Genomic DNA, 26,049 nt, shown 5'->3' on the forward strand with positions numbered 1-26,049 from the left:
CAACTCTGCGCCAGCGCACGGGCCATATCGAAGCAAGGGTCTGCTGCGGTCTTCGTAGTATTTTGACCGACCACAAAGAGGTGGGGGTTAGTAGAAACTCTGAGGATCAATATCGACAGCAAGACGCAGATCGCCTTTGAGGCGGAATTGCCCCACCCATTGCGCCAGCGCCGCCTGCAAAGGGGCGGATTTGTCAGCCTTCACCAAGAGTCGCACACGGTGTCGGCCACGCACACGCGCGATTGGGGCAGGAGCAGGTCCGTAAACCTCAGCGCCAATCGCAAGCAAGGGCTGAGTATTCCGCGCGAGCGCATTGCCCAGATCAAATACCTGACTGACATCGCCACCTGACAAGATGATACCTGCCATACGCCCAAACGGCGGCACCATCGCTTGGCGGCGTTCATCTGCTTGAGCGCGCCAAAACCCGGTTTCGTCCCCTGCCAGAATGGAGCGAATTACCGGGTGTTCAGGCTGGAACGTTTGCAGCAGTGCCAATCCGGCGCGTTCAGAACGGCCCGCTCTGCCAGCCACCTGCCGCATCAACTGGAACGTGCGTTCTGCGGCGCGCAGATCAGAGCCCTGCAGACCCAGATCTGCGTCGATCACCCCCACCAAAGTGAGCAGCGGGAAGTTGTGACCCTTGGCCACCAATTGCGTACCGATAATGATGTCTGCGCCGCCATTGGCGATGGCTTCGATGGTTTCCTTCAACGCACGGGCTGAGCCAAAGAGATCTGAACTAAGCACTGCTTGGCGCGCATCTGGCCAAAGGGTTTGCGCCTCTTCTGCCAAGCGCTCGACACCTGGTCCAACAGGCGCAAGTTTGCCTTCAACGCCGCATGAGGGGCATTCCTCCGGCATAGGTTTGGTTTCACCACACTGATGACACACAAGACGTTTGAGGAAGCGGTGCTCTACCATTCGCGCATCGCAGTGATCACAGCCAACCTGATGACCACAGGCACGGCAAATCGTGACAGGCGCATAGCCGCGCCGATTTATGAACAACAGCGCCTGCTCGCCTTTGGCAATGCGCGCATCCACCGCGCGCTTAAGTGTTGGAGATATCCAATGGCTGCCGGGCAAATCCTCAACGCGCATATCAATCGCGCGCATTTCCGGCAACACAGCCGCACCAAATCGGCTGGTGAGTTCAAGCTTTTGGTACTTGCCCTGCTCTGCATTGGTCCAGCTTTCTAAGCTGGGTGTGGCTGAGGCCAAAACCACCTGCGCCTCACATAAGGCTGCGCGAAGAACCGCCATGTCGCGCGCATTGTATAACACGCCGTCCTCTTGCTTGTAGGAAGTGTCATGCTCCTCATCAACAATGACCAGACCCAAATCTTGATACGGCAGAAACAGGGCTGACCGCGCGCCAACCACCAATTGCGCCCCTCCCTGCCCGACCATTTTCCAAGTCCGGCGCCGCTCGGTCATGGTGACGCCTGAGTGCCACTCAGCTGGCTTTGCACCAAAACGCGCTTCGACGCGGGTGAGAAATTCCGCTGTCAGCGCAATTTCGGGCAATAGCACCAACGCCTGCCGGCCTTTGCGCAGACACTCTGCAACGGCTTCCAAATAGACTTCGGTCTTGCCCGACCCCGTGACGCCCCGCAGCAGAGTGGTGCCGTAGCGACCAGATTGCACACCGGCACGCAACACAGCCGCACCCGCCTCTTGATCTGCTGTCAGCGTTTTGCCACCATATTCTGGGTCCAAGCGCGCGAAAGCTGTGTCACGTGGCGCAGCCTCTTCGCGGACCACCCCTTGCTTCACCAATCCTTTGATCACCGAATTGGTGACACCCGCCATTTCCGCCAGCTCGCCCATCGTAAAAGCCAGCCCACCATAGTCTTGCAAAGCTTCAAGTACCCGTTGGCGCGCATCGGTTTTTCGGTCTGGCTGGCCCTCGCCAAGTCGATAGATTTTGCGCATCGAAGGAGGATCGGACAGCCCCGGCGCCCGTGTGGCCAAACGCAACATCGCATGTAGTGGCGTCAGCGTGTAATCAGCGGCGCGTTGCAAAAACACCCGCATATCCGCGCCCATCGGGGCAACATCTAACGCACGATTGGCGGCCCGCGTTTTGGAGATGTCGTAGTCGCCTTTTCCTGGCCCCCAAACCACACCCACAACCTTCCGCGGCCCCAAAGGCACTTCAACAAAGGCCCCCAGAAACACGCCACCCTCTGGCGCCTTGTAGTCCAACATCCGATCGAGCGGTTGCGTTGTCAGCACCGCGATCAACTGTCCTTCTGGATAGAACTCTGGCTCGCTCAAGGGTCCTCACACCGGGTTTCGTCACCAATTTCCGTTATCGCTAACGTTTTTTTGCCAAAACTGCGCATTCATGCTTTCAGCAAAGCTCTCTATCGGGTAAAGCCAACGCAGCCGCAGCGCAATCCCGCAGTTGTGCCCACCGCCTGTTTGGCTGCAAATCGCAGTAGAGGAGCTGACATGAAATTCTTCGTAGACACCGCCGAAATCGACGCCATTGCCGAATTGAACGCCACTGGCATGGTGGACGGTGTGACCACCAACCCATCGCTGATCAAAAAGTCCGGTCGTGACATTCTGGAAGTCACCAAAGAAATTTGTGACCTTGTGGACGGTCCGGTGTCCGCCGAAGTCACCGCAACTGACGCCGATGAGATGATCGCAGAAGGCCGCAAGCTTGTTGAAATCGCGGAAAACATCGCAGTCAAAGTGCCTCTGACGTGGGACGGTCTAAAAGCCTGTAAAACCCTGACGGATGACGGCCACAAGGTGAATGTGACCCTGTGCTTCTCAGCCAATCAAGCGCTGCTCGCCGCCAAAGCAGGCGCAACCTTTATCTCGCCGTTCATTGGGCGTCTGGACGACATCAATCTGGACGGTATGGATCTGATTGCTGACATCCGTCAGATATATGACAACTACGATTTCCAAACGGAAATCCTCGCCGCCTCCATCCGCACGGCAAACCACGCCACCCAATGTGCATTGGTAGGTGCAGATGTGATGACCGCACCTCCAGGTGTGATCAAAGCCATGATCAACCACCCACTGACCGACAAAGGCCTCGATGCCTTCCTCGCGGATATCAAATCCGCAGGCATCAAAATCCTGTAATTCAATCGCACTTTCGATCGTAAAAAGGCCCGGACCACACCGGGCCTTTTTTGTTGCACCTCACGCTGTCGGCGCGCGATTGCCCATTTGGGATTGGGCGTGCTAGGGTGCGCTTAAGAAGAGGCTGAGCAGACCCTCCATGAGCACCGCACTTGAAAAGTTCCAACGATTAGAAGCCACCGCCCTTTGGCGCCAAACACCCGACGCGCAACGTCGCGATGTCATAGTGTCGCTTGGTGATGCCACGCTGGTCATCAAAGACAGCAACGATCGTGCCTTGGCACATTGGTCTCTGCCAGCGGTGCGCCGTCTTAACCCAGATCAGATGCCCGCGATCTTTTTCCCGGATGGGGATGATGGGGAAACGCTCGAAATCGGAGATGACTACGTCGAGGCCGTTGAGGCGATCGAAAAGCTGCGCAAAGCTGTGGCACGCCCGCACAAGCAAAGCGGACGTTTGCGCAAATTTGTTTTAGCGGCAACCGCACTTACGATAGCGGGACTGGGGGTATTTTGGCTGCCTGCGGCTCTGGCAAATCACGCGCTGCGCGTGGTGCCAAATGTGGCGCGTCAAACCATTGGGCAGGACATGCAGCATTTGGCGACACGCCTTACTGGCCAACCGTGCAGAAGCTCCGACGGGCTACCAGCCGTGGATGCTTTGCAAAAACGTCTGAAAATTCGCGCCATAACCGTCGTGCCAAGCGCGCTGCGTGAGGCCATCGCTTTGCCGGGGAATGTCGTGCTTCTGGGGCGTGACGCAGTGGAGGATTTTGAAGAACCCGATGTTGCGGCAGGGTTCGCAGTCGCCGCGCAAGCGGCCTCCCCCGATCCTTTGCGTGGCGTATTGGAAAGCGGAGGTATCACAGCCAGTCTGCGCCTTCTGACCACAGGGATGTTGCCGGAGCGCGTCTTAATGCGACGTGTCGAAGAACTGATCAGCGCGCCACCGACAGCCGCAGCGGATGAAACCTTGATCACTGCGTTTGAGAGCAAACGCGTCAGGTTGAAACCCTATGCTTTGGCGAAAGATCCTTCGGGAGAAAGCACTCTGGCGCTGATTGAAGCCGCGCCCTTTACCGGCCAGCTGCCGGAGCCTGTGTTAAACGATCGCTATTGGGTCGCATTACAAGGAATTTGCGGCAGCTGATCTGGACGTGAACACTCGTCTTTACTTGCGGAGGAAGGCACCGCTAAACCCAGCGCCTTGCGCCTTACTCAAAGCGACCTTCGCAACGTCCTCTTCAGAGAAAGGCCCTGCCAAAACAAGTCGTTGTGTCTGACCATCCCGAGAAAACTTACCGATCCGTACGGGCAAACCGAGCCGGCGAATGTCTCTAGCTACAGCTTGCGCCTTTGCTGCGTCGGTGTAAGTGCCAACTTGAACATATGGGGTGCCTGCCAAGCGCAAAGACTTTACCACAGGCTCCGATTTGGTCGACACATTGGTCTTCGGCGCAGATTCCGCCACTGACGTAGCCGTGGTGTTACGCGCCACAACATCTGCTGTTTCCACAGTTCTCTCAATCAGGCGCCTCGGGACTGTATCCGTCCAGATCAGACGCGTCTGCGCCTCACCAGCCAACGTCATCACAGCTCGATTTTCATCCAGCCTGCCGTCATCAAAGGCGCGGCGATAGCCTTCGGGAACCTGAAACGTCCCTTGGCTGGCCAAATTGGCCTCATATACGTGGCGCGGTACAACACGCACATCGGGGGCAACCTCTCCGACACGAACAACTGTCCCGACGGGAGGGCGACGCAATGAACTGTTGCGATCAAACCGCATTTGCGGTGGCTGTGCAGTGGGTCGCCCTGTGCCCGGCGTAACCGGCGACTGCGCTTGAGGGCCACAGCGCACCTTAGAACCTTTGTAAGTGGTTATGCCCTGTCGGCAGGGAGACACAATACCAGAATTCCGAGGCGTTTGTGTCGTTGTGCGACGCACAGCAGGCGCTGTTGTCGTTGTCACAGCAGGCGCGACAGCTTTTGTCTTTGGCGTGGCAACCGGCGCGGCCGCTGGCGCAATGACTTTGGGGGCCGCTGTGGTCTTGGCCGTTGTTGATGGGCGTGCAGCTGTTGGCGTGGTGTAGAGCGGCGCACCTTTGGGTTGTTTCACGACTTTCTTGGCCGTGGTTGTCTTAGGAGCAGTTGCCGTTGTTTTCGCCGCAGGAGCGACGGTCGCAGCGGCAGCGCCACTGACAGAATTGGTTTCTGGCGCGGCAGGCTGAATCTGCACCACATTTTTGTCCAGTTTTGGCGCGGCAGCGGTGGTCTTAGTGGACGCATCAAACGTCGGTTTAAAACCGCAAATCACCTTTCGATCTCGCGTGACTCGCGGGACCCATGTGGTCGCTCCATCTACACCTGCGCGAATGTATACACATCCACGGCTGTCAACGAATTGCTTGCCGTTGAAAGATGCCGGCGGGAACTCCGCCGGCGTTTGTTTACCACCAATAGACTGCGCGTGCGCCGCACCGAGTCCGAAAGACGCTGCGATCACGCCAACCGCAAGAAATCTGCTCAGTTTCATTTTGCCCCCACAAGATGTAGGGGTACCTTAGCCGGATTGTTTCCAACGAGTAAACCGTTGAAAACGTGAAATTCGACCTATTGTGTGCCGAACATTCGGTCTCCGGCATCGCCAAGACCAGGCAAGATATATCCCTTTTCATTGAGACACTCGTCTAGCGCCGCAGTCACGATAGGCACGTCGGGGTGCGCCTCCTTCATGCGCGCCACACCCTCAGGTGCTGCCAACAGGCACAAGAAGCGGATGTTCTTGGCACCCTTTTCCTTAAGCAGGTCAATCGCAGCCGCGGAGCTGTTGCCCGTCGCCAGCATTGGGTCCACTGCAATCACCAAGCGCTCTTCCAGCTCACTGGGAGCCTTAAAATAATATTGCACAGGCTCAAGTGTTTCCTCGTCGCGATACAAGCCCACAAAACCCACACGTGCAGACGGCACCAATTCCAGCATGCCATCCAGCAATCCGTTGCCAGCCCGCAAAATCGAGACCAGCGCCAATTTGCGCCCTGCCAAAGTTGGCGCATCCATCTCCACCATCGGGGTCTGGACCTTCTTAGTGGTCATCGGCAACTCACGCGTCACCTCATAAGCCAGAAGTTGGCTGATCTCGCGCAGCAACCGACGAAATTCGCCCGTCGAGGTCGCCACATCGCGCATGATTGTCAATTTATGTTGTACCAGTGGGTGATCCACTACAGTCAAATGATCCATCAAGCTTTCTCCAGACGTTTGGCTACAATTGCTTTGGTATCTGCATCACAGAACGCCGCGTCAAGCGCGGTCTGGTTGATCTCAGCAAAATCCGCCTCACCCCAATCAAAGGCCTGCGCCAGCATCTCATATTCACGTCGCATAGTGGTGTGAAAAAATGGCGGATCATCGGTGCTGACCGTCACTTTGACGCCCGCATCTCGTAATTTCTGAATGGGATGGGACGCAAAATCTGGGAACAACCCCAACACAACGTTAGAGCCGGGACAGACTTCCAATGTGATCTGTCGTGCCACCAATTCTTTGATCAAAGCAGGATCTTCCATGGCGCGCACACCATGGCCAATCCGCTCTACCTTCAAATCGTTCAAGGCGTCCCACACACTTTCGGGTCCACCAAATTCACCCGCATGAGTGGTCAATTTCAATCCAGCTTCACGCGCTTGATCATAGGCGTAAGCAAAATCGCCCTGTGTAAATTGGCCTTCGTCACCGCCCATACCAAACCCCACGACAAATTTGCCGGCGGTCTCTGCAGCACATAAAGCGGAGGCGCGGGATTTTTCGGGCCCAAAGTGGCGCACAGCGGTCACAACACCCCGCAATGTGATTCCGTGCTTGGCTTCTGCTGCTGCAGCGGCTTCCTCGATGGCCTGAAGATATTCACGCCACGCCCCCACATCGCCGCCACCGCAAAAATCGGGACTTATGAAGCTCTCGGTGTACACCACACCATTGGCGGCACTTTCCTCAAGCCATGCAGCAGTCAGTCTCGAAAACTCCTCCGGACCGGTCAACACGCTGCTCGCGGCTTCGTAAACACTCAAAAAGTGCACAAAGTTTTCGAACGCGTAACCGCCATCGGCAGTGAAGACCTTGCTCAAGTCCTGCTTTTTCTCATGCGCCAATTGCTTGATGAAAGCGGGTGGCGCCGCGCCTTCATGGTGGATGTGAAGCTCTACTTTTGGCAGGTCAGCAACAGTCATAGAAAATTCCTTCCGCGTGGGGGCGTTAGTCCGAGATGGGTCGCCGCCGTCGCCGCCACATCTATAAAGTCAATCAATCCAGCTTCACCAGCGCCAACACCCGCGCAGAGAACGGGCACGCGCTCGCGGGTGTGATCCGTGCCGGGCCAGCTTGGGTCATTGCCGTGATCTGCTGTTAGGATCAAGAGGTCATCCTCCCGCAATTTGCCCATAAACGCTCCAATCTCCCGATCAAACCATTCCAATGCGCGGGCATAGCCAGAAATGTCCCGACGGTGACCGTACAAGCTGTCAAACTCAACGAAGTTTGCAAACGTCAGACTGCCGCCTGGCGCTGTCTCTACAAGCCCGTTTAAATCCACCATCAGTTTGGCGTCGCTGCCTTTGGTACAGCTGTCGATGCCCGCCATCGTGAGAATGTCGCCAATTTTGCCGACACCTAACACCGCCCCTCCTGCGTCTTGCACCCAATTGGTCAACAAAGGGGCGGGAGGCGCAATCGCAAAATCACGCCGGTTGGTGGTGCGTTCAAAACCATTCTCAGCGTCGCCGACAAAGGGCCTCGCAATCACCCGACCAATCTTCATGGCGTGCAACGTCGGCGCAAGGTCGCGACAGAGGTCGATCAGCCGCTCAAGACCAAAATACTCTTCGTGTGCAGCAATCTGAAACACGCTGTCCGCCGAGGTGTAGCAAATCGGCATACCGGTCTTCACGTGCTCCGCGCCCAGGTCATTGATGATCACAGTGCCGGAGGCGTGACAATTGCCCAAGATACCCTGTGTCCCAGCAAGCGCGCTCGCTTTCGCAACCAAGTCCTCTGGAAAACACGGCGTTGTCTTGGGGAAATACCCCCAATCCCACGGCACGGGCAAACCAGCGAGCTCCCAATGACCAGAGGGTGTGTCTTTGCCGGGGCTCTGCTCATTTGCGGCGCCCCAAAATCCAACCGGCGTTGCATCAAGTCCAGGTGTTTCGTCACCAGATGCCATGCGCGTCGCGGCGCCAAGGCCCAGCGCGTCAAGATTGGGCACCTTCAAAGGCCCCGAACGCCCATCCTGTGCACGACCTTCAGCACAAGCCTGCGCAATATGCGCAAGCGTATTTGATCCAGTATCCGGCAGATCTTCATTGAAAAACACATTCGCATCAACTGCACCTCCGCAGCCAACGGAATCCATCACAACCAAAAACACCCGTGCCATCTACCGGCTCCTCTCGTGAATGAGCGGCGGCTTATCAGGCATCGCGTCACCAATCACAATGGCCTTTTGCACCGCCGCTTCTGCCAGTAACGCTGCGTCTTCCCGCGCAGCATGCAAACGCATCAGCGGCTGCCCCGCCTCCACACGATCCCCAAGCCGCACAACTTCGGAAAAGCCAACTGCTGGGTTGATCACGTCACTTTCAACCTGACGTCCGCCACCAAGTCCCACCACCGCCAGCCCTAAGGCTTCGCCATCCATCATTTGCACGTATCCTGACGTGGGAGCAGCGACTTCGCGGATGATCGGTGCTTCTGGCAGAAACCGCTGCCATTCTTCGGCAAATCGGATCGGCCCTCCCATCGCGGCCACCATCCGGCCAAAGACCTCAGCCGCTTTGCCATTGGTCAGCACCTCAGACATACGCCTTGCGCCGTCGTCTAAATCTGTGGCGAGGCCTGCACTTGCGAGCAACCCGGCGCCCAAGGCAACTGACAACTCCGCCAAAGGTCCACTTTTGGCGTTGCAAAGAACGTCCATGCATTCAGACACTTCCAACGCATTGCCCAAAGCTGGCGCAAGCGGTTGATTCATATCTGAAATCACCGCGCTGGTGGGGCATCCTGCTAAATTCGCTGTGCTCACCAACGATCCCGCCAATGCCTGCGCCTCAGTGACCGATTTCATAAACGCGCCAGAGCCAACTTTGACGTCAAGCACCAGACCTTCCAGTCCTGCCGCCAGCTTTTTGGATAGGATCGACGCGGTGATCAAATCGAGGCTCTCCACCGTCGCCGTCACATCTCGGATGGCATAGAGCCGCTTGTCGGCTGGTGCAATTTCCGCTGTTGCGCTGACAATCGCACAACCTACATCCGCCACCACCTGCCTGAAACGCGCTTCCGTCAGGCTGGTCGAAAGCCCCGGAATCGCCTCCAGCTTGTCCAGCGTCCCGCCTGTGTGCCCAAGACCACGGCCTGAAATCATCGGCACGTAGGCCCCACACGCCACAAGTGCCGGGGCCAGCACCAAAGACACGCAATCGCCAACGCCGCCTGTTGAATGCTTGTCTAAGACAGGTGCGGGCAGCCCCCAAGACATCTTGTCCCCGCTGTCGCGCATCGCCAGCGTCAGCGCGACACGCCCTTCTTCCGACAATCCTCGCAAACACACGCCCATCGCAAAGGCACCGGCCTGTGCATCCGACACCACACCATCCGCCAAACCCCTGGCAAACCACGCCAATGCATCGCGGCTTGGCGTCTTTCCTTTGCGCAGCTCTGCGATAATCGCGCGGGCATCCATTTAGTCGCGATCCTTGTGATCTGTGTCCATATGATCCGTGCTAAACGCACCCGGCAAAAGCTCTGCCATTGTCATGCTCACCCGCACACCATCAAGATTCGCCAACGTCACTTTGGTGTCTTTTGCGCCAAATTCGGCGATCTTTTGTCGGCACCCGCCGCATGGGCTGACTGGCTCTTTGCTGTCCGCCACCACAAACACTTCGGTCAGCCGGGTATCCCCCGCTGCCACCATGGCTGCAATAGCCCCCGCTTCGGCACATGTGCCCTCAGGGTAGGCAATGTTCTCCACGTTGCAGCCCGCGTATTTTACACCGCTTTCCGACATAACTGCCGCGCCAACTTTGAAGTTGGAATAAGGCGCATAGGCGTTCTCTCGCACCTCAAAGGCGAGCGTTTCAAGGTTCTTTTCCTGACTCATTTGTCGATCACTTTCGTCTCAAAGGCACCCGACAAAGTCACTTCCAAAAGCTCAATGTCGTCGCTGGGATTGGCGTAGCGGGTTTTCATTTCCGGGGGGATAACAAAGGCATCTCCGGCTTCAAGAGAGAACGGCGCGCGGCCCTCTCCCTCCAAAAGCATCGTGCCCCGCATCACAAAGGTAAAGTGTATGTCCGCGTCGTGCGCGCTCCACTTTGGCATGCCGCTGCCGCGTCGAACCACCTGCACGCCCGCCACATCTTTGGTGTTGAGGGCAATGGTTGTGTCGCGACACGTAAAGCCAGGCAAACGGAACGGCTTCCACGCAGCGTCTTCGGCCAAATTATGCACAAACCGCTGCCCATCCCATTCGCGCTCAGGACGCGCGTGTGGCGTGGGCAATGACATATCGTGATCTATCTCAGTCACGTGATCTGCTGGCACGCCAATTTCGATGACTTGTAAATCATCGCTGGCCTCGCAGACCCGGTGACGTATCTCAGGCGGCTGTATGAAACAGTCCCCCGCATTAAGCCGGCGCATACCGCCCTGATCTTCATACAAAACATCAACCCAGCCGTTCACACAGAAGATCAGCTGAAACCCAACCTTATGGTAATGCACCATGTCGGGTACGGGCCCACCATCAGGAATGCGAATGTGACTCGCGATCATCGCGCCACCTAAGCGATCTGGCACCAGATCGCGGTAGTGCATTCCCGCTCTACCAATCACCCAAGGCGCCTGATCTGCCAGTCGCCGCACCACAAAGGAGTGTTGCACCTGCGGCAAAACCAACGGCGGGTTCAATTCTGCAATCTCAATTGTTGTGCCATTGGGGGCGACCAAGCGCCGAGCACCTTCGGCAAAACCGTCGGGATCATCAGTCAAAATCCGAACGGTTCCTGCATCGCCAGAGGCGTCTTTTTCAATCCGCAACCGAATGCCATGCCCGGAAAACACAGCCACAGTTGGGTCATCCGCCGGATAGATCATATCCATGCGCATCTTTAGTGTTTTGGTGTAAAAGGGGATATCATCACGCAACTCTTGCGTTGGCAAAAGAATTTCGGCTCTGACTTCCACACGATGCCTCCTTGTTTGACGGATCACAGAAGATTGTAACCAAATGGTCAAAAATACAAGCACCTGCCGCCACGTCAGATTTGTGCATTTTCACCGCCACAAAACTGGTTTAAGGCTGAACTAATTCTTCGGAACACCCCGGCGCATATCAAACAGAGGTCTTTTATGTCAGACAATCGCAATCAATCGCTACGGGACGCGGCTCTGTTTTACCATGCGAATCCCAAACCGGGTAAGCTGGAAATTCGTGCCACCAAACCTTTGGCCAACGGCCGCGACTTATCGCGCGCCTATTCGCCCGGTGTGGCCGAAGCCTGTCTTGAGATCAAAGAAGACGCTGCAAATGCCGCTCTTTACACCTCTCGGCAAAACCTTGTTGCTGTTGTGACCAACGGCACCGCCGTACTTGGCCTTGGCAATATTGGCGCATTGGCCTCCAAACCAGTGATGGAGGGCAAGGCGGTCTTGTTCAAAAAGTTCGCCAATATCGACTGCTTCGACATTGAGCTTGACCAATCCGACCCCGAAAAGCTTGCCGATATCGTGTGCGCCATGGGCCCCACCTTTGGTGCAATCAATCTCGAAGACATCAAAGCGCCCGATTGCTTTATTGTTGAAAAAATCTGCCGCGAGCGCATGAATATCCCGGTATTTCATGACGACCAGCACGGCACAGCCATTGTTGTCGGCGCCGCGGCCACCAATGCCCTACAGGTGGCAGGTAAGAAATTCGAAGACATCAAAATCGTGTCCACAGGTGGCGGCGCGGCTGGCATTGCCTGCCTCAACATGCTGCTAAAACTTGGCGTAAAGCGTGAAAACGTCTGGCTCTGCGATATCCACGGGCTGGTTTACGAGGGCCGCGAAGAGGACATGAACCCCCAAAAGGCTGAATTTGCGCAGAAATCTGACCTGCGCGAACTCAAAGACGTGATGGATGACGCCGACATGTTCCTCGGCCTCTCAGGCCCCGGTGTGTTGAAACCTGAGCTGGTCGCCAAAATGACCGCGCAACCCATCATTTTTGCATTGGCCAATCCAACGCCAGAAATCATGCCTGAAGACGCCCGCAAAGTGGCTCCCGATGCCATCATCGCAACCGGACGCTCCGATTTTCCCAATCAGGTCAACAACGTCCTCTGTTTCCCGTTCATCTTCCGCGGTGCATTGGATGTGGGCGCAACAGAAATCAACGATGACATGTGCGTGGCCTGCGTGAACGGTATTGCCGAACTCGCGCGCGCCACCACATCTGCCGAAGCCGCCGCCGCCTACAAAGGTGAACAACTCACGTTTGGCGCAGAATACCTCATCCCCAAACCGTTTGATCCGCGCCTCGTGGGCGTCGTGTCCGCAGCAGTGGCCCAAGCCGCAATGGAGAGCGGTGTGGCGACGCGGCCGATCGACAACATCGATGCCTACATTCACAAACTCAACCAATCGGTGTTCAAATCCGCGCTTTTGATGCGTCCCGTGTTTGAAACCGCCCAAAAGGCCTCACGCCGTATTGTGTTCGCTGAGGGCGAAGACGAACGGGTGTTGCGCGCGGCACAAGCAATTTTGGAAGAGACCACCGAGACGCCAATCCTCATTGGCCGCCCTGACGTGATCGATGCCCGATGCGAGCGCGCGGGGCTTGCCATACGCCCAGGTCAAGATTTTCAGATCGTGAACCCAGAAAATGACCCGCGGTATTTTGACTATTGGAACAGCTATCACGAACTCATGGAGCGCGAAGGTGTCACGCCTGATCTGGCCAAAGCAATCATGCGCACCAACACCACCGCCATTGGCGCGATTATGGTTCATCGCGAAGAGGCCGACAGCCTCATTTGCGGCACGTTTGGAGAGTACCGCTGGCATCTGAACTATCTGGAACAAGTGTTGGGGCACCAAACCGTGTCACCCCACGGCGCTTTGTCATTGATGATCTTGGAAGACGGGCCCCTGTTCATCGCGGACACGCAGGTGCATGAGCTGCCTACCCCTGAGGACATTGCGCGCATCGCCGAGGGCGCGGCGCGCCACGTGCGCCGTTTTGGACTGGAGCCAAAAATTGCGCTGTGTTCACAAAGCCAGTTTGGCAACCATCGGCAGGGCTCTGGAAAACGGCTGCGCGAAGCCCTTGCCATACTGGACAGCAAGCCTCGCGATTTTGCCTATGAGGGTGAGATGAACGTCGACACGGCGCTGGATCCAGAGCTGCGTGCGCGCATCTTCCCCCGCACTCGGCTTGAAGGGGAGGCCAATGTTTTGGTCTTTGCACATGCGGATGCGGCGTCTGGCGTGCGCAACATTCTGAAAATGCGCGCGGGCGGCTTAGAAGTTGGACCAATCCTTATGGGGATGGGCAACCGCGCCCATATCGTGAGCCCCTCGATCACCCCACGTGGTCTCTTGAACATGGCAGCCATCGCTGGAACGCCCGTGACTCACTACGGCTAACTTAACCCCAGCAAAACACGTAAAGCGCAGCTCCAGAAATGTCCTAAAACGACAGTTTCTGGACTGCGCTTCCGGTTTAAGATCGGCAGCAATAGCGCACAAAATCCCGCTGATTGTGCCGCCTGAATCGAAGGAAAGATTCGGCAACGAGCGCACAACAGGCTGCCAAAATTAAGATCACACTCACCTCAATTCGACCATTTTTTAATCACCCTGTGGAAATGATGGGGATATCATGGAGACTGAGGGGCCAAGGTTTGCCTCTTCCCACCCGACAACTTAAGAGTGGGCCAAATCTCGTTGAGAAACCTACAACGGTGTAGTCCTCTCAATGACCCGTAGCAACGGCGCTGCATTCCCTGAAATCCACGCCCCACATGGGGTAGGCAGAGGTGTCGCTCGCTATGACCCAAAAACGTCTTGTTATCGTTGGAAACGGAATGGCCCCAGGCCGGATGCTTGAGCACTTGCTTGATGCATCGCCTGATGCGTACGCCGTTACGATTTTCAACGCGGAACCCCGCGTCAACTATGACCGCATCATGCTGTCGCCAGTTTTGTCCGGCGATAAGTCTTTTGACGACATCATCATTCACGACGAAGCTTGGTACAAAGACAACAACATCACCCTGCATATGGGCGCAAAGGTCACCAAAATTGACCGTATCGCCAAAACTGTGACCTCCGAGAACGGCATCGTGGAAAGCTATGACAAACTGGTCATGGCAACAGGCTCCAACCCCTTTATCATCCCCTGCCCCGGACATGATCTAAGCGGCGTGCTGGCGTATCGCGATCTTGACGACACAAACAACATGCGCGCCGCCGCAGCCAAAGGAGGCTCGGCTGTGGTGATCGGTGGCGGATTGCTGGGATTGGAAGCGGCCGCGGGTCTCAACCAAATTGGGATGGATGTCACTGTGTTGCACTTGATGCCCACATTGATGGAACGTCAGTTGGACACCGCCGCCGGTTATCTGCTTGAAAAAGAGCTTGAGAGTCGCGGCATTGACATCCGCTGCAAGGCGAACACCAAACAAATCCTTGGGGAAGATGGACAGGTTAAGGCCGTCGAACTTGATGATGGCACGGTGATCAAATGTGACATCGTGGTCATGGCTGTTGGCATCCGTCCAAATGTGCAACTGGCCCAAGACATAGGTCTGGAGGTCAATCGCGGGATCGTTACCACCAACGGTATGCAGACATCTGATCCGGATATCTTTTCGGTTGGCGAATGCGTCGAGGTTGGCGGCATGGTTTATGGGCTTGTGGCGCCCCTGTACCAAATGGCAAAAGTCGCCGCCGCACATCTAAGCGGCCCGTCTGACGCACTGTTCAAACATTCGGAGACACCAACAAAGCTGAAAGTCACCGGATGTGATCTGTATTCGGTGGGCGACTTTAGCGAAGGTGAAGACCGCGAAGACATTGTTCTGCGCGACGCCAAAGGCGGCACGTACAAACGGGTAATTGTTCAAGACAATGCCGTGATTGGTGCCGTGATGTACGGTGCGGTTGACGATGGGCCATGGTACAACGAGTTGCTGAAATCGGCAGAAGACATATCGGAGATGCGCGACACGCTTATCTTTGGACAAGCGTATCAAGGTGGCGGCGGCGCTGACCCTCTCGCAGCCGTCGCCAATATGGCAGATGACGCAGAAATCTGTGGCTGCAATGGCATCACCAAAGGCACAATCGTGTCCAAGATGAACGACCTCGGGCTCACAACGCTTGCGGATGTGCGCGCCCATACCAAGGCGTCTGCGTCTTGCGGTTCCTGTACTGGTCTGGTCGAAAACGTTATGGCGCTGACTCTGGGCGACGCGTTCCAAATGCCAGAGGTCGAGACCGTTTGCGGCTGCACCACCCACGATCACGCAACCGTGCGTCGTCTGATCGAGGCCAAGGGCCTCAAGTCAATCCCCGCCGTGATGCAAGAACTGGAATGGTCCACCGCTGAGGGCTGCGCGAAATGCCGCCCTGCGCTGAACTATTATTTGGTCGCGGCATGGCCCGGCGAATATGAGGACGATCAACAATCGCGCTTCATCAATGAACGGGTGCATGCCAACATTCAAAAAGACGGCACTTATTCGGTGGTCCCGCGCATGTTTGGCGGCATGACCACCCCGGACGAGCTGCGCGCCATTGCAGATGTTGCCGATAAATTTGACATCCCCGCCGTTAAGGTCACCGGCGGACAACGTATTGACCTTCTGGGCGTCAAGAAAGACGATCTGATCCCGGTCTGGAAAGACCTCAACGACGCGGGCATGGTCTCGGGCGCGGCCTATGCCAAAGGCCTGCGGACGGTGAAGACCTGCGTCGGAGCCGACTGGTGCCGCTTCGGAACCCAGGATTCTACTGGGCTCGGCATCAAACTCGAAAAGCTTCTCTGGGGTTCTTGGTCCCCGGCAAAGCTCAAACTTGCCGTCAGCGGCTGTCCACGCAACTGCGCCGAATCCACCTGTAAGGACATTGGCATTGTGTGCGTCGAAAGCGGGTATGAGATTCACTATGGTGGTGCCGCAGGGCTGCATATCCAAGGCACAACCAAGCTTGGCAATGTCACCACAGAGCAAGAGGTCTTGGAGTACTGCGCAGCCTTGACGCAATACTACCGTGAGACCGGACACTATCTGGAGCGTATCTACAAGTGGGCAGATCGGCTTGGCTACGATCACATCAAATCGGTTATCTATGACGACGCAGAGGCGCGCCAAGGCTACTATGAACGCTTCTTGTACTCCCAAAAGTTCTCACAGGTTGACCCATGGGCCGAGCGTGTTGCCGGGGCGGAAGCACATGAATTTGCACCAATGGCAGACATCAAACTGGAGGCCGCAGAATGAATGTTCAATCCGCACATTGGGTGGCCGTTGGCACTCTGGATGACATCCCCCGCCAAGGCGCCCGCCGCGTTCTATATGGCGACACAACCATCGCTGTGTTTCGCACATCTCAAGATAGGGTGTTTGCTTTGGAAGACCGATGCCCGTTCAAAGATGGGCCGCTCAGCGAAGGTATTGTGCACGGCGTTACCGTGTCCTGCCCTTTAACAAACTGGATCATCTCACTTGAAACCGGAGAGGCACAAGGGGCTGACAGTGGAGCCACACAGACCTTTTCTGTGAAAATGGAAGGCGACACAGTTTTCTTGGGGCTCTGATCTCTTCGACAACATCAGAATGTGACGGGTGCGGCTCAGTTAGACAAACCACAAACATGCGCCACGCTTGTCCTACCGGTTTGTGAACGAGGATTCCGTGCCTTAAGTGATCGGTCCGCCGCAAAGCGCTACGCCCTGTAAGCTCTCAGATGCAGGCACACAGTTTGCACACCATAAATTTGCAGATTTGCAAAAGTCACATTCTTTAACAATCGCCCCGCACAAAACAAAGCCTTTGCAAAAATTTGCAAACTTTGAGGGGCGCTGAATGCAAATATTCTGCGATAATCTGCCACGGCTGCCGCGGCAAGACTTGCCGCAGCAGCAGCTGCTCCCGTATCCATTTCATATGGAACGAGGAGAAGACCCATGTCGTATCAAGACGTCTACCAGAGCTGGAAACGTGATCCTGAAGCTTTCTGGATGGAAGCTGCACAGGCGATTGATTGGGACACACCCCCATCCAAAGCTCTGTTTGACAAGGGTGAGCATCTCTATGAGTGGTTTGCCGATGCCAAGGTGAACACATGCTGGAATGCCGTGGATCGACATGTTGAAGCTGGGCGAGGTGAACAAACCGCGATCATCTATGACAGCCCAATCACGCACACCAAACGCGAAATTTCCTATGTAGAGCTGCGCAACCGCGTTGCGACACTTGCCGGCGCGCTGCGTGCAAAAGGTGTTCAAAAGGGCGACCGCGTCATCCTCTATATGCCCATGATCCCAGAGGCACTGGAGGCGATGCTGGCCTGCGCTCGCTTGGGCGCGGTGCATTCTGTGGTGTTTGGTGGCTTTGCTGCCAATGAGTTGGCCGTGCGCATTGATGATGCCAAACCCAAAGCGATCATCGCCGCATCTTGTGGCTTGGAGCCGGGCCGCGTGGTGCACTATAAGCCCCTACTTGACGGCGCCATTGATCTCTCCACACATAAACCTGATTTCTGTGTCATCCTTCAGCGAGAACAAGAAGTTGCTCAGCTGATTGAGGGGCGTGACTACAACTGGCATGGGTTCCAATATGGGGTTGAGCCCGCCGAATGTGTGCCCGTTGAGGGCAATCATCCCGCCTATATTCTCTATACCTCTGGCACCACCGGCCAGCCCAAGGGTGTGATCCGTCACACCGCAGGACAGCTGGTGGCGCTGAATTGGAGCATGAAAAACATCTACAATGTTGACCCTGGCGATGTGTTCTGGGCCGCGTCCGACGTGGGTTGGGTTGTTGGGCACAGTTACATTTGCTACGGCCCCCTGATCCACGGAAACACCACCGTCGTGTTTGAAGGCAAACCTATTGGCACCCCGGATGCGGGCACCTTCTGGCGGGTAATTTCAGAGCACAACGTCAAGAGTTTCTTCACTGCGCCGACGGCCTTTCGCGCCGTCAAACGCGAAGATCCAACCGGTGAATTTGTCAAAAAATATGACTTATCCTGCCTAAATCAGGTCTACCTTGCGGGCGAACGTGCTGACCCAGATACGATTGTCTGGGCGCAGGATCAACTAAAGGTCCCGGTGATTGACCATTGGTGGCAAACCGAGACCGGTTGGGCCATCGCCGCCAATCCGCTAGGCATCGAAGAGCTGCCTATCAAACTCGGCTCTCCGACCGTGCCCATGCCCGGCTATGAGATCGAGATCCTCGACGAAGGTGGTCACCCCGTGGCCCCGGGGGAACTTGGCGCCATTGCGATCAAATTGCCGCTGCCACCGGGCACCCTCCCAAATCTATGGAATGCCGAGGAGCGATTCAAAAAGTCCTACCTCACCACCTTCCCGGGCTACTACGAAACCGGCGATGCCGGTGTGATGGATGCAGACGGTTATGTGTCGATCATGGCCCGCACTGACGACGTGATCAATGTCGCGGGCCACCGTCTGTCGACTGGGGCGATGGAAGAAGTGCTGGCAGAGCACCCCGACGTTGCCGAATGCGCGGTCATTGGCGTGGCGGATAAACTCAAAGGTCAGGCGCCAGTTGGCTTCCTCTGCCTCAATGTGGGTGCGGGGCGTGACAATGACGACGTTGTCAAAGAGGTTGTGAAGCTTGTGCGCGAAAAAATTGGCCCCGTTGCCGCATTCAAGCTGGCCTGTGTGGTCGAGCGCCTGCCCAAAACCCGATCAGGCAAAATCCTACGCGGCACAATGGTCAATATTGCCGACGGCACGGACTGGAAAATGCCAGCAACCATTGATGATCCGGTTATTCTGGACGAGATCACAGTGGCGCTCAAAGCTTTGGGTTTTGCAAACGCCAAATCCTAACGCGCGCATCTGATGATTTTACCTGAGGCGCAAACAATTTGCGCCTCAGCCCTCCGGGCCAAACACCTTCGACAGATCAGACGGACGCTGCAAAAGGCTTTGCCAGCTGCATTCCTCAACCTCACCGAAGCGCGCCTCCTGTGCGTTTCGTGACATTCGCCCTCAGACCAAGCAGGTGTAATGATGCATACGCGTTGGGAGCCAAAGCCCACCCTTTTTTTGGAGCTTCGATCTTCCAAAAACCTGAAACCCTCACTGAGATTGATAGGCCCCCGCGCCTCGGCTGACTGAGGCCCACACAAGTCCGTGCACGCATGCAGTGATCACTCTGAGTTGAGACACGCGTACGTCGCAACATCCTGAATGCCAGTTGGCTGCTCTTGATCTGGAGACGTCAGAACGGGCCCCTGATTTCGAACGCAATCACCCTGCCTCAAGTGCCATCAGGCGCAAAAGGACGCAAATTGGCCAATCTCAGGGTTTGGCTTGTGCAAAAAATCAAACAACAGACACCTCAGATTAGACATTTATAAATCCACCAAGATTACTGCTGTGCCCGCAGTGCGTTTGCATAACTGACCAATCTCTTTTTTGAACAGGATACTCGATATGAAACCCTGGAACTTTCTTGCCGGTCTCGCACTGGCATTGGGACTGAACACAACGATTTCGCAGGCCGCCACAATCACGGCCTACACCGGCGCGTTGCCCCCATATACGATCGACGGGACAGCGGAATTGCCTGGCATCTCCCACGAACTTCTTCTTGAGATGGGCGCACGCGCAGGTGTCGACATCAAGATTGAATATTTGCCTTGGAAACGGGCCCAAAAGACCGTTCAAGAAACCCCCAACGCGATGCTGTTCACCGCCACACGTACAGCCAAACGCGAAGCGCTATATGGCTGGATTGTTGAAATGGCCGCACCACAAGAAGTATTTGTCACAACAGATCAGTCTGTGGACTCCTTTGAAAGCGGCGCCGGCCTGTCGTCCGTAGCCATCTTGGATGGGACACCACGCGAGCGCCAACTGAACGACCAAGGCCTTACCAATCTCTATCCAGTACAGAACACCAGCAATGCCGCAAAAATGCTGAACGCGGGGCGTGTGAACGCTTGGTACACCCTCAATCAACGCGCAGCTTGGGTTTACAAAACCGAAGACTTAGACCCAGCTGATCTCGTCTTTGGGGCCCCGCAGCGCACACTTAGCAACTGGCTTGCGTCCAATCTTGAGTTCGATCCTGCAATTGCTGCATCTCTCGCCAAAGCTCTGGACGACATGCGCGCGGATGGCACCTACGACGCAATACTTGCAAAATACTTGAACTAACTGCGGGCTGCGCCTGCTTTAGGGCGCACCCGCCCCGTGAGATCCGATTGGAATCACGCCACTTCGCTTCAGGCGAAGTGGCGGTCACACAAACTGTTCGCGAATGAGCCGCTCTTCTAGGCCATGACCGGGATCAAACAGAATACGGTGAACAACCGTTTCATCAGAGCGAATTTCGACCGAAGCCACATCCTCTATCGATAGGCTATCGGCATGGGCCATCACCGGCCGTTTCTGCGCCTCCAGCACATCAAAAGTGACCGTTGCTTGCTTGGGCAACAATGCGCCTCGCCAACGTCTTGGGCGGAACGGTGCAATTGCCGTCAATGCCAGCACATCAGAGCCAATTGGTAGAATTGGACCATGCGCGGAATAGTTATACGCGGTTGACCCGGCAGGTGTGCTGATCAGTGCCCCATCACAGACAAGCTCCTCCATACGCAACCTACCGTCAATTTTGATCCGAAGCTTGGCCGCCTGCGGGCCCGCCCGAAGCAGCGAAACTTCGTTGATCGCCAATGCCTCATGTATCGAATTGTTCACACAGGTGGCGCGCATCGCAAGAGGGTTCAGCTCCTCCTCCTCAGCTTCCTCCAGCCGTTCCAGGAAATCGCTTTCCGAGTAGGTGTTCATCAGAAAGCCAACTGTGCCGCGATTCATGCCATACACCGGCGCATCCAACTCTTGGGTCGCATGCAGCGTCTGCAACATGAACCCATCTCCTCCCAAGGCCACAATCACATCCGCAAGGGCCGGATCTACATCTCCATACCGCCCAATCAACGCAGCGCGAGCCGTCTGTGCGACAGGGGCGGCACTGGCCATAAATGCGATTCTTTTGGACATCCCGGTCCTGGCTCCATCTTTCGGGCAAAGGTTTCCGCACCCTGCCAAAGGTTTCCTATGGCGTCATATGTTTATCCCCTGCACCATCTGCGGCGTTCAGGCAAGGTTTTGCGTCGCTTTGAGACCTTTCATCACCTTTACCTTTCCTTTAGGTAGCCCTCAACCAACGCGAACCCCTGATCCGGAGCAATTATCCATGACCACGACCCGTGATGCTGGCTTTTTCACCGAAACCCTCGCCACCCGCGACCCAGAGCTGTTTGGCTCGATCACCGATGAGCTGGGCCGCCAGCGCGACGAAATTGAGCTGATTGCGTCCGAGAACATCGTGTCTGCCGCGGTGATGGAAGCACAAGGCTCCGTGATGACCAACAAATATGCCGAAGGCTATCCGGGTCGTCGCTACTATGGCGGGTGCCAGTATGTAGATGTGGCAGAAAACCTCGCCATCGACCGCGCCAAAGAACTGTTTGGCTGTGACTTTGCAAACGTACAACCAAACTCAGGCTCACAAGCCAACCAAGGTGTATTCACCGCACTGCTGCAGCCCGGCGACACCATTTTGGGCATGTCTCTGGACGCTGGCGGTCACCTGACACACGGCGCGAAACCCAACCAATCCGGCAAATGGTTCAACGCCATCCAGTACGGTGTGCGCAAGCAAGACAGCCTACTGGATTATGAGCAGGTCCGCGAACTGGCGCAGGAACATAAGCCCAAGCTGATCATCGCTGGCGGCTCCGCCATCCCACGTCAGATCGATTTCGCCAAATTCCGCGAAATCGCTGATGAAGTTGGCGCATTGCTGATGGTCGACATGGCGCACTTCGCCGGTCTGGTTGCGGCGGGCGAGCACCCCTCCCCGTTCCCATATGCAGATGTGGCCACCACCACGACCCACAAAACCCTGCGCGGCCCGCGCGGCGGCATGATCCTCACCAATGACGAGGCCATTGCGAAGAAAGTGAACTCCGCAATCTTCCCCGGCATCCAAGGTGGTCCGCTGATGCACGTCATCGCCGGCAAAGCCGTGGCGTTTGGCGAAGCGCTACGTCCAGAATTCAAAGAGTACCAGAAACAGGTCCGCGCCAATGCTGTGGCTTTGGCTGATCAGTTGATGAAAGGTGGGCTGGACATCGTAACAGGTGGCACCGACACCCACGTGATGCTTGTTGATTTGCGCCCCAAAGGCGTAAAGGGCAACGCCACCGAGAAAGCCCTCGGCCGAGCCTACATCACCTGCAACAAAAACGGCATCCCGTTTGATCCAGAAAAGCCAATGGTGACGTCGGGCATCCGTCTGGGCACGCCCGCCGGCACCACCCGCGGCTTTGGCGAAGCGGAATTCCGCGAGATTGCCGATATGATCGTTGAGGTTGTGGACGGACTGGCGGTCAATGGCGACGAGGGCAATGCTGAGGTGGAAGAGGCTGTTAAGGCAAAAGTGGCCGCACTCTGTGCACGCTTCCCAATGTATCCGAACCTCTAAATCACTGATCTACAAAAATTTTTCAGGCCGTTGCTGGACATTCCAGCAGCGGCCTACTTTATTGCGCGCACACTGTGTGGGAGAGCGATCATGACCGATGGATGGGACACGTCAGCGCAAGCTTGGATTGCGTCCATGGGAGATTCCGGCGATTTCAGCCGCACCAATGTACTGGACGCGCCAATGTTGGCACGCGTCGCAAAATGTCAGCCCAACCATGTGCTTGATCTCGGCTGTGGCGAGGGCCGCTTTTGCCGCATGCTTGCCCCGTCGGTGGATCAAGTGGTTGGTATCGACCCAACCGAGGCCCTAATTGCCCACGCCCGCGCCTTGGGCGGCGATGCCACATACCACGTGGCCAAGGCCGAAAGTCTGCCGTGTGAGGCCAACACCTTCGATCTGGTGGTCAGCTATCTCTCTTTGATCGACATTCCCGATATCCCCGCCGCTCTGGCTGAGGCTCATCGTGTTCTGCGCCCCCACGGACGCTTGCTCATTGCCAATCTCAACAGCTGGACAACCGCCAGCCAAAGCCGAGGCACGCCGACCAAAAATCCCGACGGCACCACCACCATGATCATGGATCACTATTTTGAAAATTTCTCCAGCTGGGCGGAATGGTCAGGCATCCGCATCCAAAACTGGCACCGCCCGCAGTCTTTCTACATGCAATCTCTGCTTAAGGCAGGATTTGGGTTGACCCACTTTGATGAACCCCAAGCAACGGATGGGGCGCGCGGCGAAACCTATAACCGCGCGCCCTATCTGCATATTATGGAATGGCAGAAGCTCTGATCAAACAGACCCTGCACCACCATGCGTTTCACCACCTCAAGAGCCTTGGGCGAAGGCTCTCTGTGCCTCTGCCTCGTGCCTTTTTGCCAAACGGACGTCCATGCATGTCTTCACGCCAATGGGCTGGTAGGTCGTACTTTGGCGCACCTTCTACGCCGTTTGCCCAATGGTCTTCTCGTGTCGCCGCTCTAAATGTCGCTGATAGAATTTCCAACATATTGCGTTCCTTTCACTTGCGTTTCTTTCCTCAATATTGGCCAATAGCGTAGAAGAAGCGATTCAATACAAATTCCAATATGTAAGTTGTAATTACAAATGAACTGGACAGACATTCCCTCCCTCTCGGCCCTGCGCGCCTTTGAGGCCGCCGCGCGCCACCAAAGCCTCAGCGCCGCTGCACGCGAGTTGAACGTCACCCATGCGGCGATCGCGCAACACGTACGTCACTTGGAAACAGAATTGGCCACGCCTCTTTTGACTCGCGCGGGACGCGGCGTGGCCCCAACGGAGGCCGGGCTACATCTCGCACGTCAGCTGGGCGACGGATTTGAAACGATTGCCGAAGCGATCACAACGCTGCGCCGCGAAACCGATGACCGCCCGCTGACTGTCAGCGCCACGCCCACCTTTGCCACCAATTGGCTGATGCCGCGTATCGGAGGCTTCTGGAAGGCCCACCCCGAGGTGTCCGTTAACATCCACCCGAGCACAAAATTGGTCGACCTGCGCAAAGACGGTGTGGACATGGCCATTCGGTTCGGCAGCGGGCACTGGCCGGGCACCGAGGCACAGCTTCTCACACGCGGGGATTTTTGGGTGGTCGCCTCACCTGAGTTCTTGAAAGAAAACCCGGTTGAGCGCTTGGAGGACACCGCTCAAATGCCTTGGGTGATGGAGCCGCACATGCTGGAAATGCGGCGCGTTCTCCAAGAGGCCGGATTGGATCTGGACGCGGTGAATATGACGTTATTGGACAGCAATCAGCTTGTGCTCTCTGCATCCATCGCCGGACTTGGCATATCAGTCAATCCAAGCAGCCTTGTGGAACGTGACGTGGCCGCAGGCACGCTCAAAAGGATCGCTTGTTTGCCCGCGGGGACTTTGGGGTATTACATCTTAACGTTGCCACGCCTGCTCAGTCCCAAAGAGCGTCTCTTTAAAAAATGGCTTCTGTCGCATATCGACACCTAGCGCTATGCCGCCCGGCACATACGCGCAGGCGGCATAGAAACTTTGGCGGATTAGATGTCAGATTTGGTCTCCAACAGCGCCTCTTCCAGCATTTTTTCGTCCCGCACTTCTTCGATACGACGAATGCGATCTTCGCGGCTCTGATTGTCAAAGCGATATTTGACCACGTTGATCAGGCTGATTGTCAACAGCACAACCCCCATGCCCCAATAGCCTTTGGTGGACAGCGGCACGTCGGTGGACAGCCAAAGCGAAATGCCCAGAAGAATATAAGCAAGCGCCACACCCGCCATATTGAGCATGATGATGGTGCCATTGTCATTACGTTGTGTCATGTGATCTCTCCGTTGAATTTTTGATGCGTTGGTCGTGTCGTCAATGTGGGGTTATCATTCGGCTTTCAGCCGATCTAAAACGTGCGATGCGGTTGCCTTGGCATGAGCACCAAACCCCGCATCGGCCATACGTCCGGCGATGTTGGTGTGCTCCAACCCTGCGTCGATATCGCGTAGGATTTCTCCCTGTTCAAACGGATCATCCTCTCCCATCACTCGTGAAATCAGCGCTTCGGCCTCCTCAAACGGGCTGTCCCCACCCAAGTGTTGGTTCACTCGGCGCTGAATGCCTTGCTCTTTGCGAATTGCGCGTGCGCAGAGGGCCCCTTGTTTGAGGTCGATTATGCGGCGATGCGCCGTTTCGACCGATTGACGCAACTGCAAGACACGGGTCTCAAGACGTGCATCAGTCTCACGACGCACAGACAATTCGTTCTCCAAGTCGGCAACGGCCTGTGCCGCCTGTTGCGCCAGATCATCGCGTCCCGCATCCAGAGCCTCCTTGGCACGCGACAGAAGGTCTGCGCCCCGTGCATCCAGAAGATCAATCTGGCGGGCTTCATTGCGTTGGCGCTGAATCAAACTTGCCAGCGCCATCTTCGCAGCTTTCAGATTGTCTGTGGCCTCTCGAATTTTTTGATCAATGAGTTCAATTGCATAAACATCTCGAACCCGCTCTTCAGCACGGGCGCTGCTGCCAGAGATAAGGGTTTTTAAAGTTCCAAACATGAGTCTCTCCAATTGTGAACATCGTTCATGATTTGGGAGATAGAAAATTCCTGAACATTGTTCAAGTATTATTTGAACGATGT

The 26,049-nt window shown here is 56.1% G+C and carries 21 protein-coding genes; 10 read left to right on the plus strand and 11 right to left on the minus strand.

The genetic code is table 11. The features are described 5' to 3' along the window. Positions 1-87 precede the first annotated feature (87 nt). The gene (locus ABWV47_RS20200) at positions 88-2,283 is read right to left on the minus strand and encodes a primosomal protein N' (RefSeq protein ID WP_353315153.1); all 2,196 of its coding nucleotides are present in this window, start codon (positions 2,281-2,283) and stop codon (positions 88-90) included. Positions 2,284-2,460: 177 nt separating this feature from the next. Here ABWV47_RS20200 and fsa point away from each other — a divergent pair, with 177 nt between their 5' ends. Together fsa and ABWV47_RS20210 are read left to right on the plus strand one after the other, a co-directional pair. Then, the gene (gene fsa / locus ABWV47_RS20205; protein ID WP_353315154.1) at positions 2,461-3,114 is read left to right on the plus strand and encodes a fructose-6-phosphate aldolase; all 654 of its coding nucleotides are present in this window, start codon (positions 2,461-2,463) and stop codon (positions 3,112-3,114) included. A 139-nt stretch (positions 3,115-3,253) separates the two neighbouring features. After that, positions 3,254-4,264, plus strand: a complete 1,011-nt coding sequence (locus ABWV47_RS20210) for a hypothetical protein (RefSeq protein WP_353315155.1) — start codon at positions 3,254-3,256, stop codon at positions 4,262-4,264. A 21-nt stretch (positions 4,265-4,285) separates the two neighbouring features. On the opposite strand, the gene ABWV47_RS20215 is transcribed toward ABWV47_RS20210, so the two are convergent. The 7 genes from ABWV47_RS20215 to ABWV47_RS20245 form a co-directional block, all read right to left on the minus strand. After that, on the minus strand, positions 4,286-5,650 hold the full coding sequence (locus ABWV47_RS20215; RefSeq protein WP_353315156.1) for an SPOR domain-containing protein: 1,365 nt from the start codon (positions 5,648-5,650) through the stop codon (positions 4,286-4,288). 77 nt (positions 5,651-5,727) lie between these two features. After that, positions 5,728-6,360 (minus strand): uracil phosphoribosyltransferase, encoded by a 633-nt coding sequence (gene upp / locus ABWV47_RS20220; protein WP_353315157.1) that lies wholly within the window; start codon positions 6,358-6,360, stop codon positions 5,728-5,730. Beyond that, positions 6,357-7,343, minus strand: coding sequence for an adenosine deaminase (locus ABWV47_RS20225; protein WP_353315158.1), 987 nt, complete (start codon positions 7,341-7,343; stop codon positions 6,357-6,359). Before ABWV47_RS20225 ends, upp begins: the two co-directional genes overlap by 4 nt. Beyond that, entirely contained in the window at positions 7,340-8,548 is a 1,209-nt protein-coding gene (locus ABWV47_RS20230; RefSeq protein ID WP_353315159.1) for a phosphopentomutase, read from the minus strand. Before ABWV47_RS20230 ends, ABWV47_RS20225 begins: the two co-directional genes overlap by 4 nt. Further along, positions 8,549-9,853: a thymidine phosphorylase gene (locus ABWV47_RS20235; protein ID WP_353315161.1), complete on the minus strand. Its 1,305-nt coding sequence runs from the start codon at positions 9,851-9,853 to the stop codon at positions 8,549-8,551. It lies immediately after the preceding gene. Then, complete coding sequence (locus ABWV47_RS20240) at positions 9,854-10,273, minus strand: cytidine deaminase (RefSeq protein ID WP_353315162.1); 420 nt, start codon at positions 10,271-10,273, stop codon at positions 9,854-9,856. After that, positions 10,270-11,358 (minus strand): cupin domain-containing protein, encoded by a 1,089-nt coding sequence (locus ABWV47_RS20245; RefSeq protein WP_353315163.1) that lies wholly within the window; start codon positions 11,356-11,358, stop codon positions 10,270-10,272. Before ABWV47_RS20245 ends, ABWV47_RS20240 begins: the two co-directional genes overlap by 4 nt. 165 nt (positions 11,359-11,523) lie before the next feature. On the opposite strand from ABWV47_RS20245, the gene ABWV47_RS20250 reads away from it, so the two are divergent. From ABWV47_RS20250 to ABWV47_RS20270, 5 genes are all read left to right on the plus strand, one after another. Beyond that, complete coding sequence (locus ABWV47_RS20250; protein ID WP_353315165.1) at positions 11,524-13,803, plus strand: NADP-dependent malic enzyme; 2,280 nt, start codon at positions 11,524-11,526, stop codon at positions 13,801-13,803. Between the two features lie 404 nt (positions 13,804-14,207). Beyond that, entirely contained in the window at positions 14,208-16,661 is a 2,454-nt protein-coding gene (nirB, locus tag ABWV47_RS20255) for a nitrite reductase large subunit NirB (protein WP_353315166.1), read from the plus strand. Next, positions 16,658-16,978 carry a nitrite reductase small subunit NirD gene (gene nirD, locus ABWV47_RS20260; RefSeq protein ID WP_353315168.1) on the plus strand — a complete coding sequence of 107 codons (321 nt, stop codon included), beginning with the start codon at positions 16,658-16,660 and terminating at the stop codon, positions 16,976-16,978. The genes nirB and nirD overlap by 4 nt, the downstream gene beginning before the upstream one ends. Positions 16,979-17,347: 369 nt before the next feature. Beyond that, a complete protein-coding gene (gene prpE, locus ABWV47_RS20265; RefSeq protein ID WP_353315169.1) occupies positions 17,348-19,246 on the plus strand; it encodes a propionate-CoA ligase PrpE in 1,899 nt (632 codons plus the stop codon). A gap of 609 nt (positions 19,247-19,855) precedes the next feature. Beyond that, positions 19,856-20,581, plus strand: a complete 726-nt coding sequence (locus ABWV47_RS20270; RefSeq protein ID WP_353315170.1) for a substrate-binding periplasmic protein — start codon at positions 19,856-19,858, stop codon at positions 20,579-20,581. An 84-nt stretch (positions 20,582-20,665) separates the two neighbouring features. Here ABWV47_RS20270 and ABWV47_RS20275 read toward each other — a convergent pair whose 3' ends face one another. Continuing rightward, entirely contained in the window at positions 20,666-21,427 is a 762-nt protein-coding gene (locus ABWV47_RS20275; protein WP_353315172.1) for an NAD kinase, read from the minus strand. A 196-nt stretch (positions 21,428-21,623) separates the two neighbouring features. On the opposite strand from ABWV47_RS20275, the gene glyA reads away from it, so the two are divergent. The 3 genes from glyA (at position 21,624) to ABWV47_RS20290 (ending at position 24,902) form a co-directional block, all read left to right on the plus strand. After that, positions 21,624-22,916, plus strand: coding sequence for a serine hydroxymethyltransferase (gene glyA / locus ABWV47_RS20280; RefSeq protein WP_353315173.1), 1,293 nt, complete (start codon positions 21,624-21,626; stop codon positions 22,914-22,916). A gap of 90 nt (positions 22,917-23,006) precedes the next feature. Then, entirely contained in the window at positions 23,007-23,711 is a 705-nt protein-coding gene (locus ABWV47_RS20285) for a class I SAM-dependent methyltransferase (RefSeq protein ID WP_353315174.1), read from the plus strand. Positions 23,712-24,026: 315 nt separating this feature from the next. Next, positions 24,027-24,902, plus strand: a complete 876-nt coding sequence (locus tag ABWV47_RS20290; RefSeq protein WP_353315176.1) for a LysR substrate-binding domain-containing protein — start codon at positions 24,027-24,029, stop codon at positions 24,900-24,902. Between the two features lie 50 nt (positions 24,903-24,952). On the opposite strand, the gene ABWV47_RS20295 is transcribed toward ABWV47_RS20290, so the two are convergent. Both ABWV47_RS20295 and ABWV47_RS20300 read right to left on the minus strand, forming a co-directional pair. Beyond that, on the minus strand, positions 24,953-25,237 hold the full coding sequence (locus ABWV47_RS20295) for a YiaA/YiaB family inner membrane protein (protein WP_353315177.1): 285 nt from the start codon (positions 25,235-25,237) through the stop codon (positions 24,953-24,955). A gap of 54 nt (positions 25,238-25,291) precedes the next feature. Next, the gene (locus ABWV47_RS20300; protein ID WP_353315179.1) at positions 25,292-25,966 is read right to left on the minus strand and encodes a PspA/IM30 family protein; all 675 of its coding nucleotides are present in this window, start codon (positions 25,964-25,966) and stop codon (positions 25,292-25,294) included. Positions 25,967-26,049 lie beyond the last annotated feature (83 nt).

This window comes from Shimia sp. NS0008-38b, assembly GCF_040370365.1.
GTDB lineage: Bacteria > Pseudomonadota > Alphaproteobacteria > Rhodobacterales > Rhodobacteraceae > Shimia.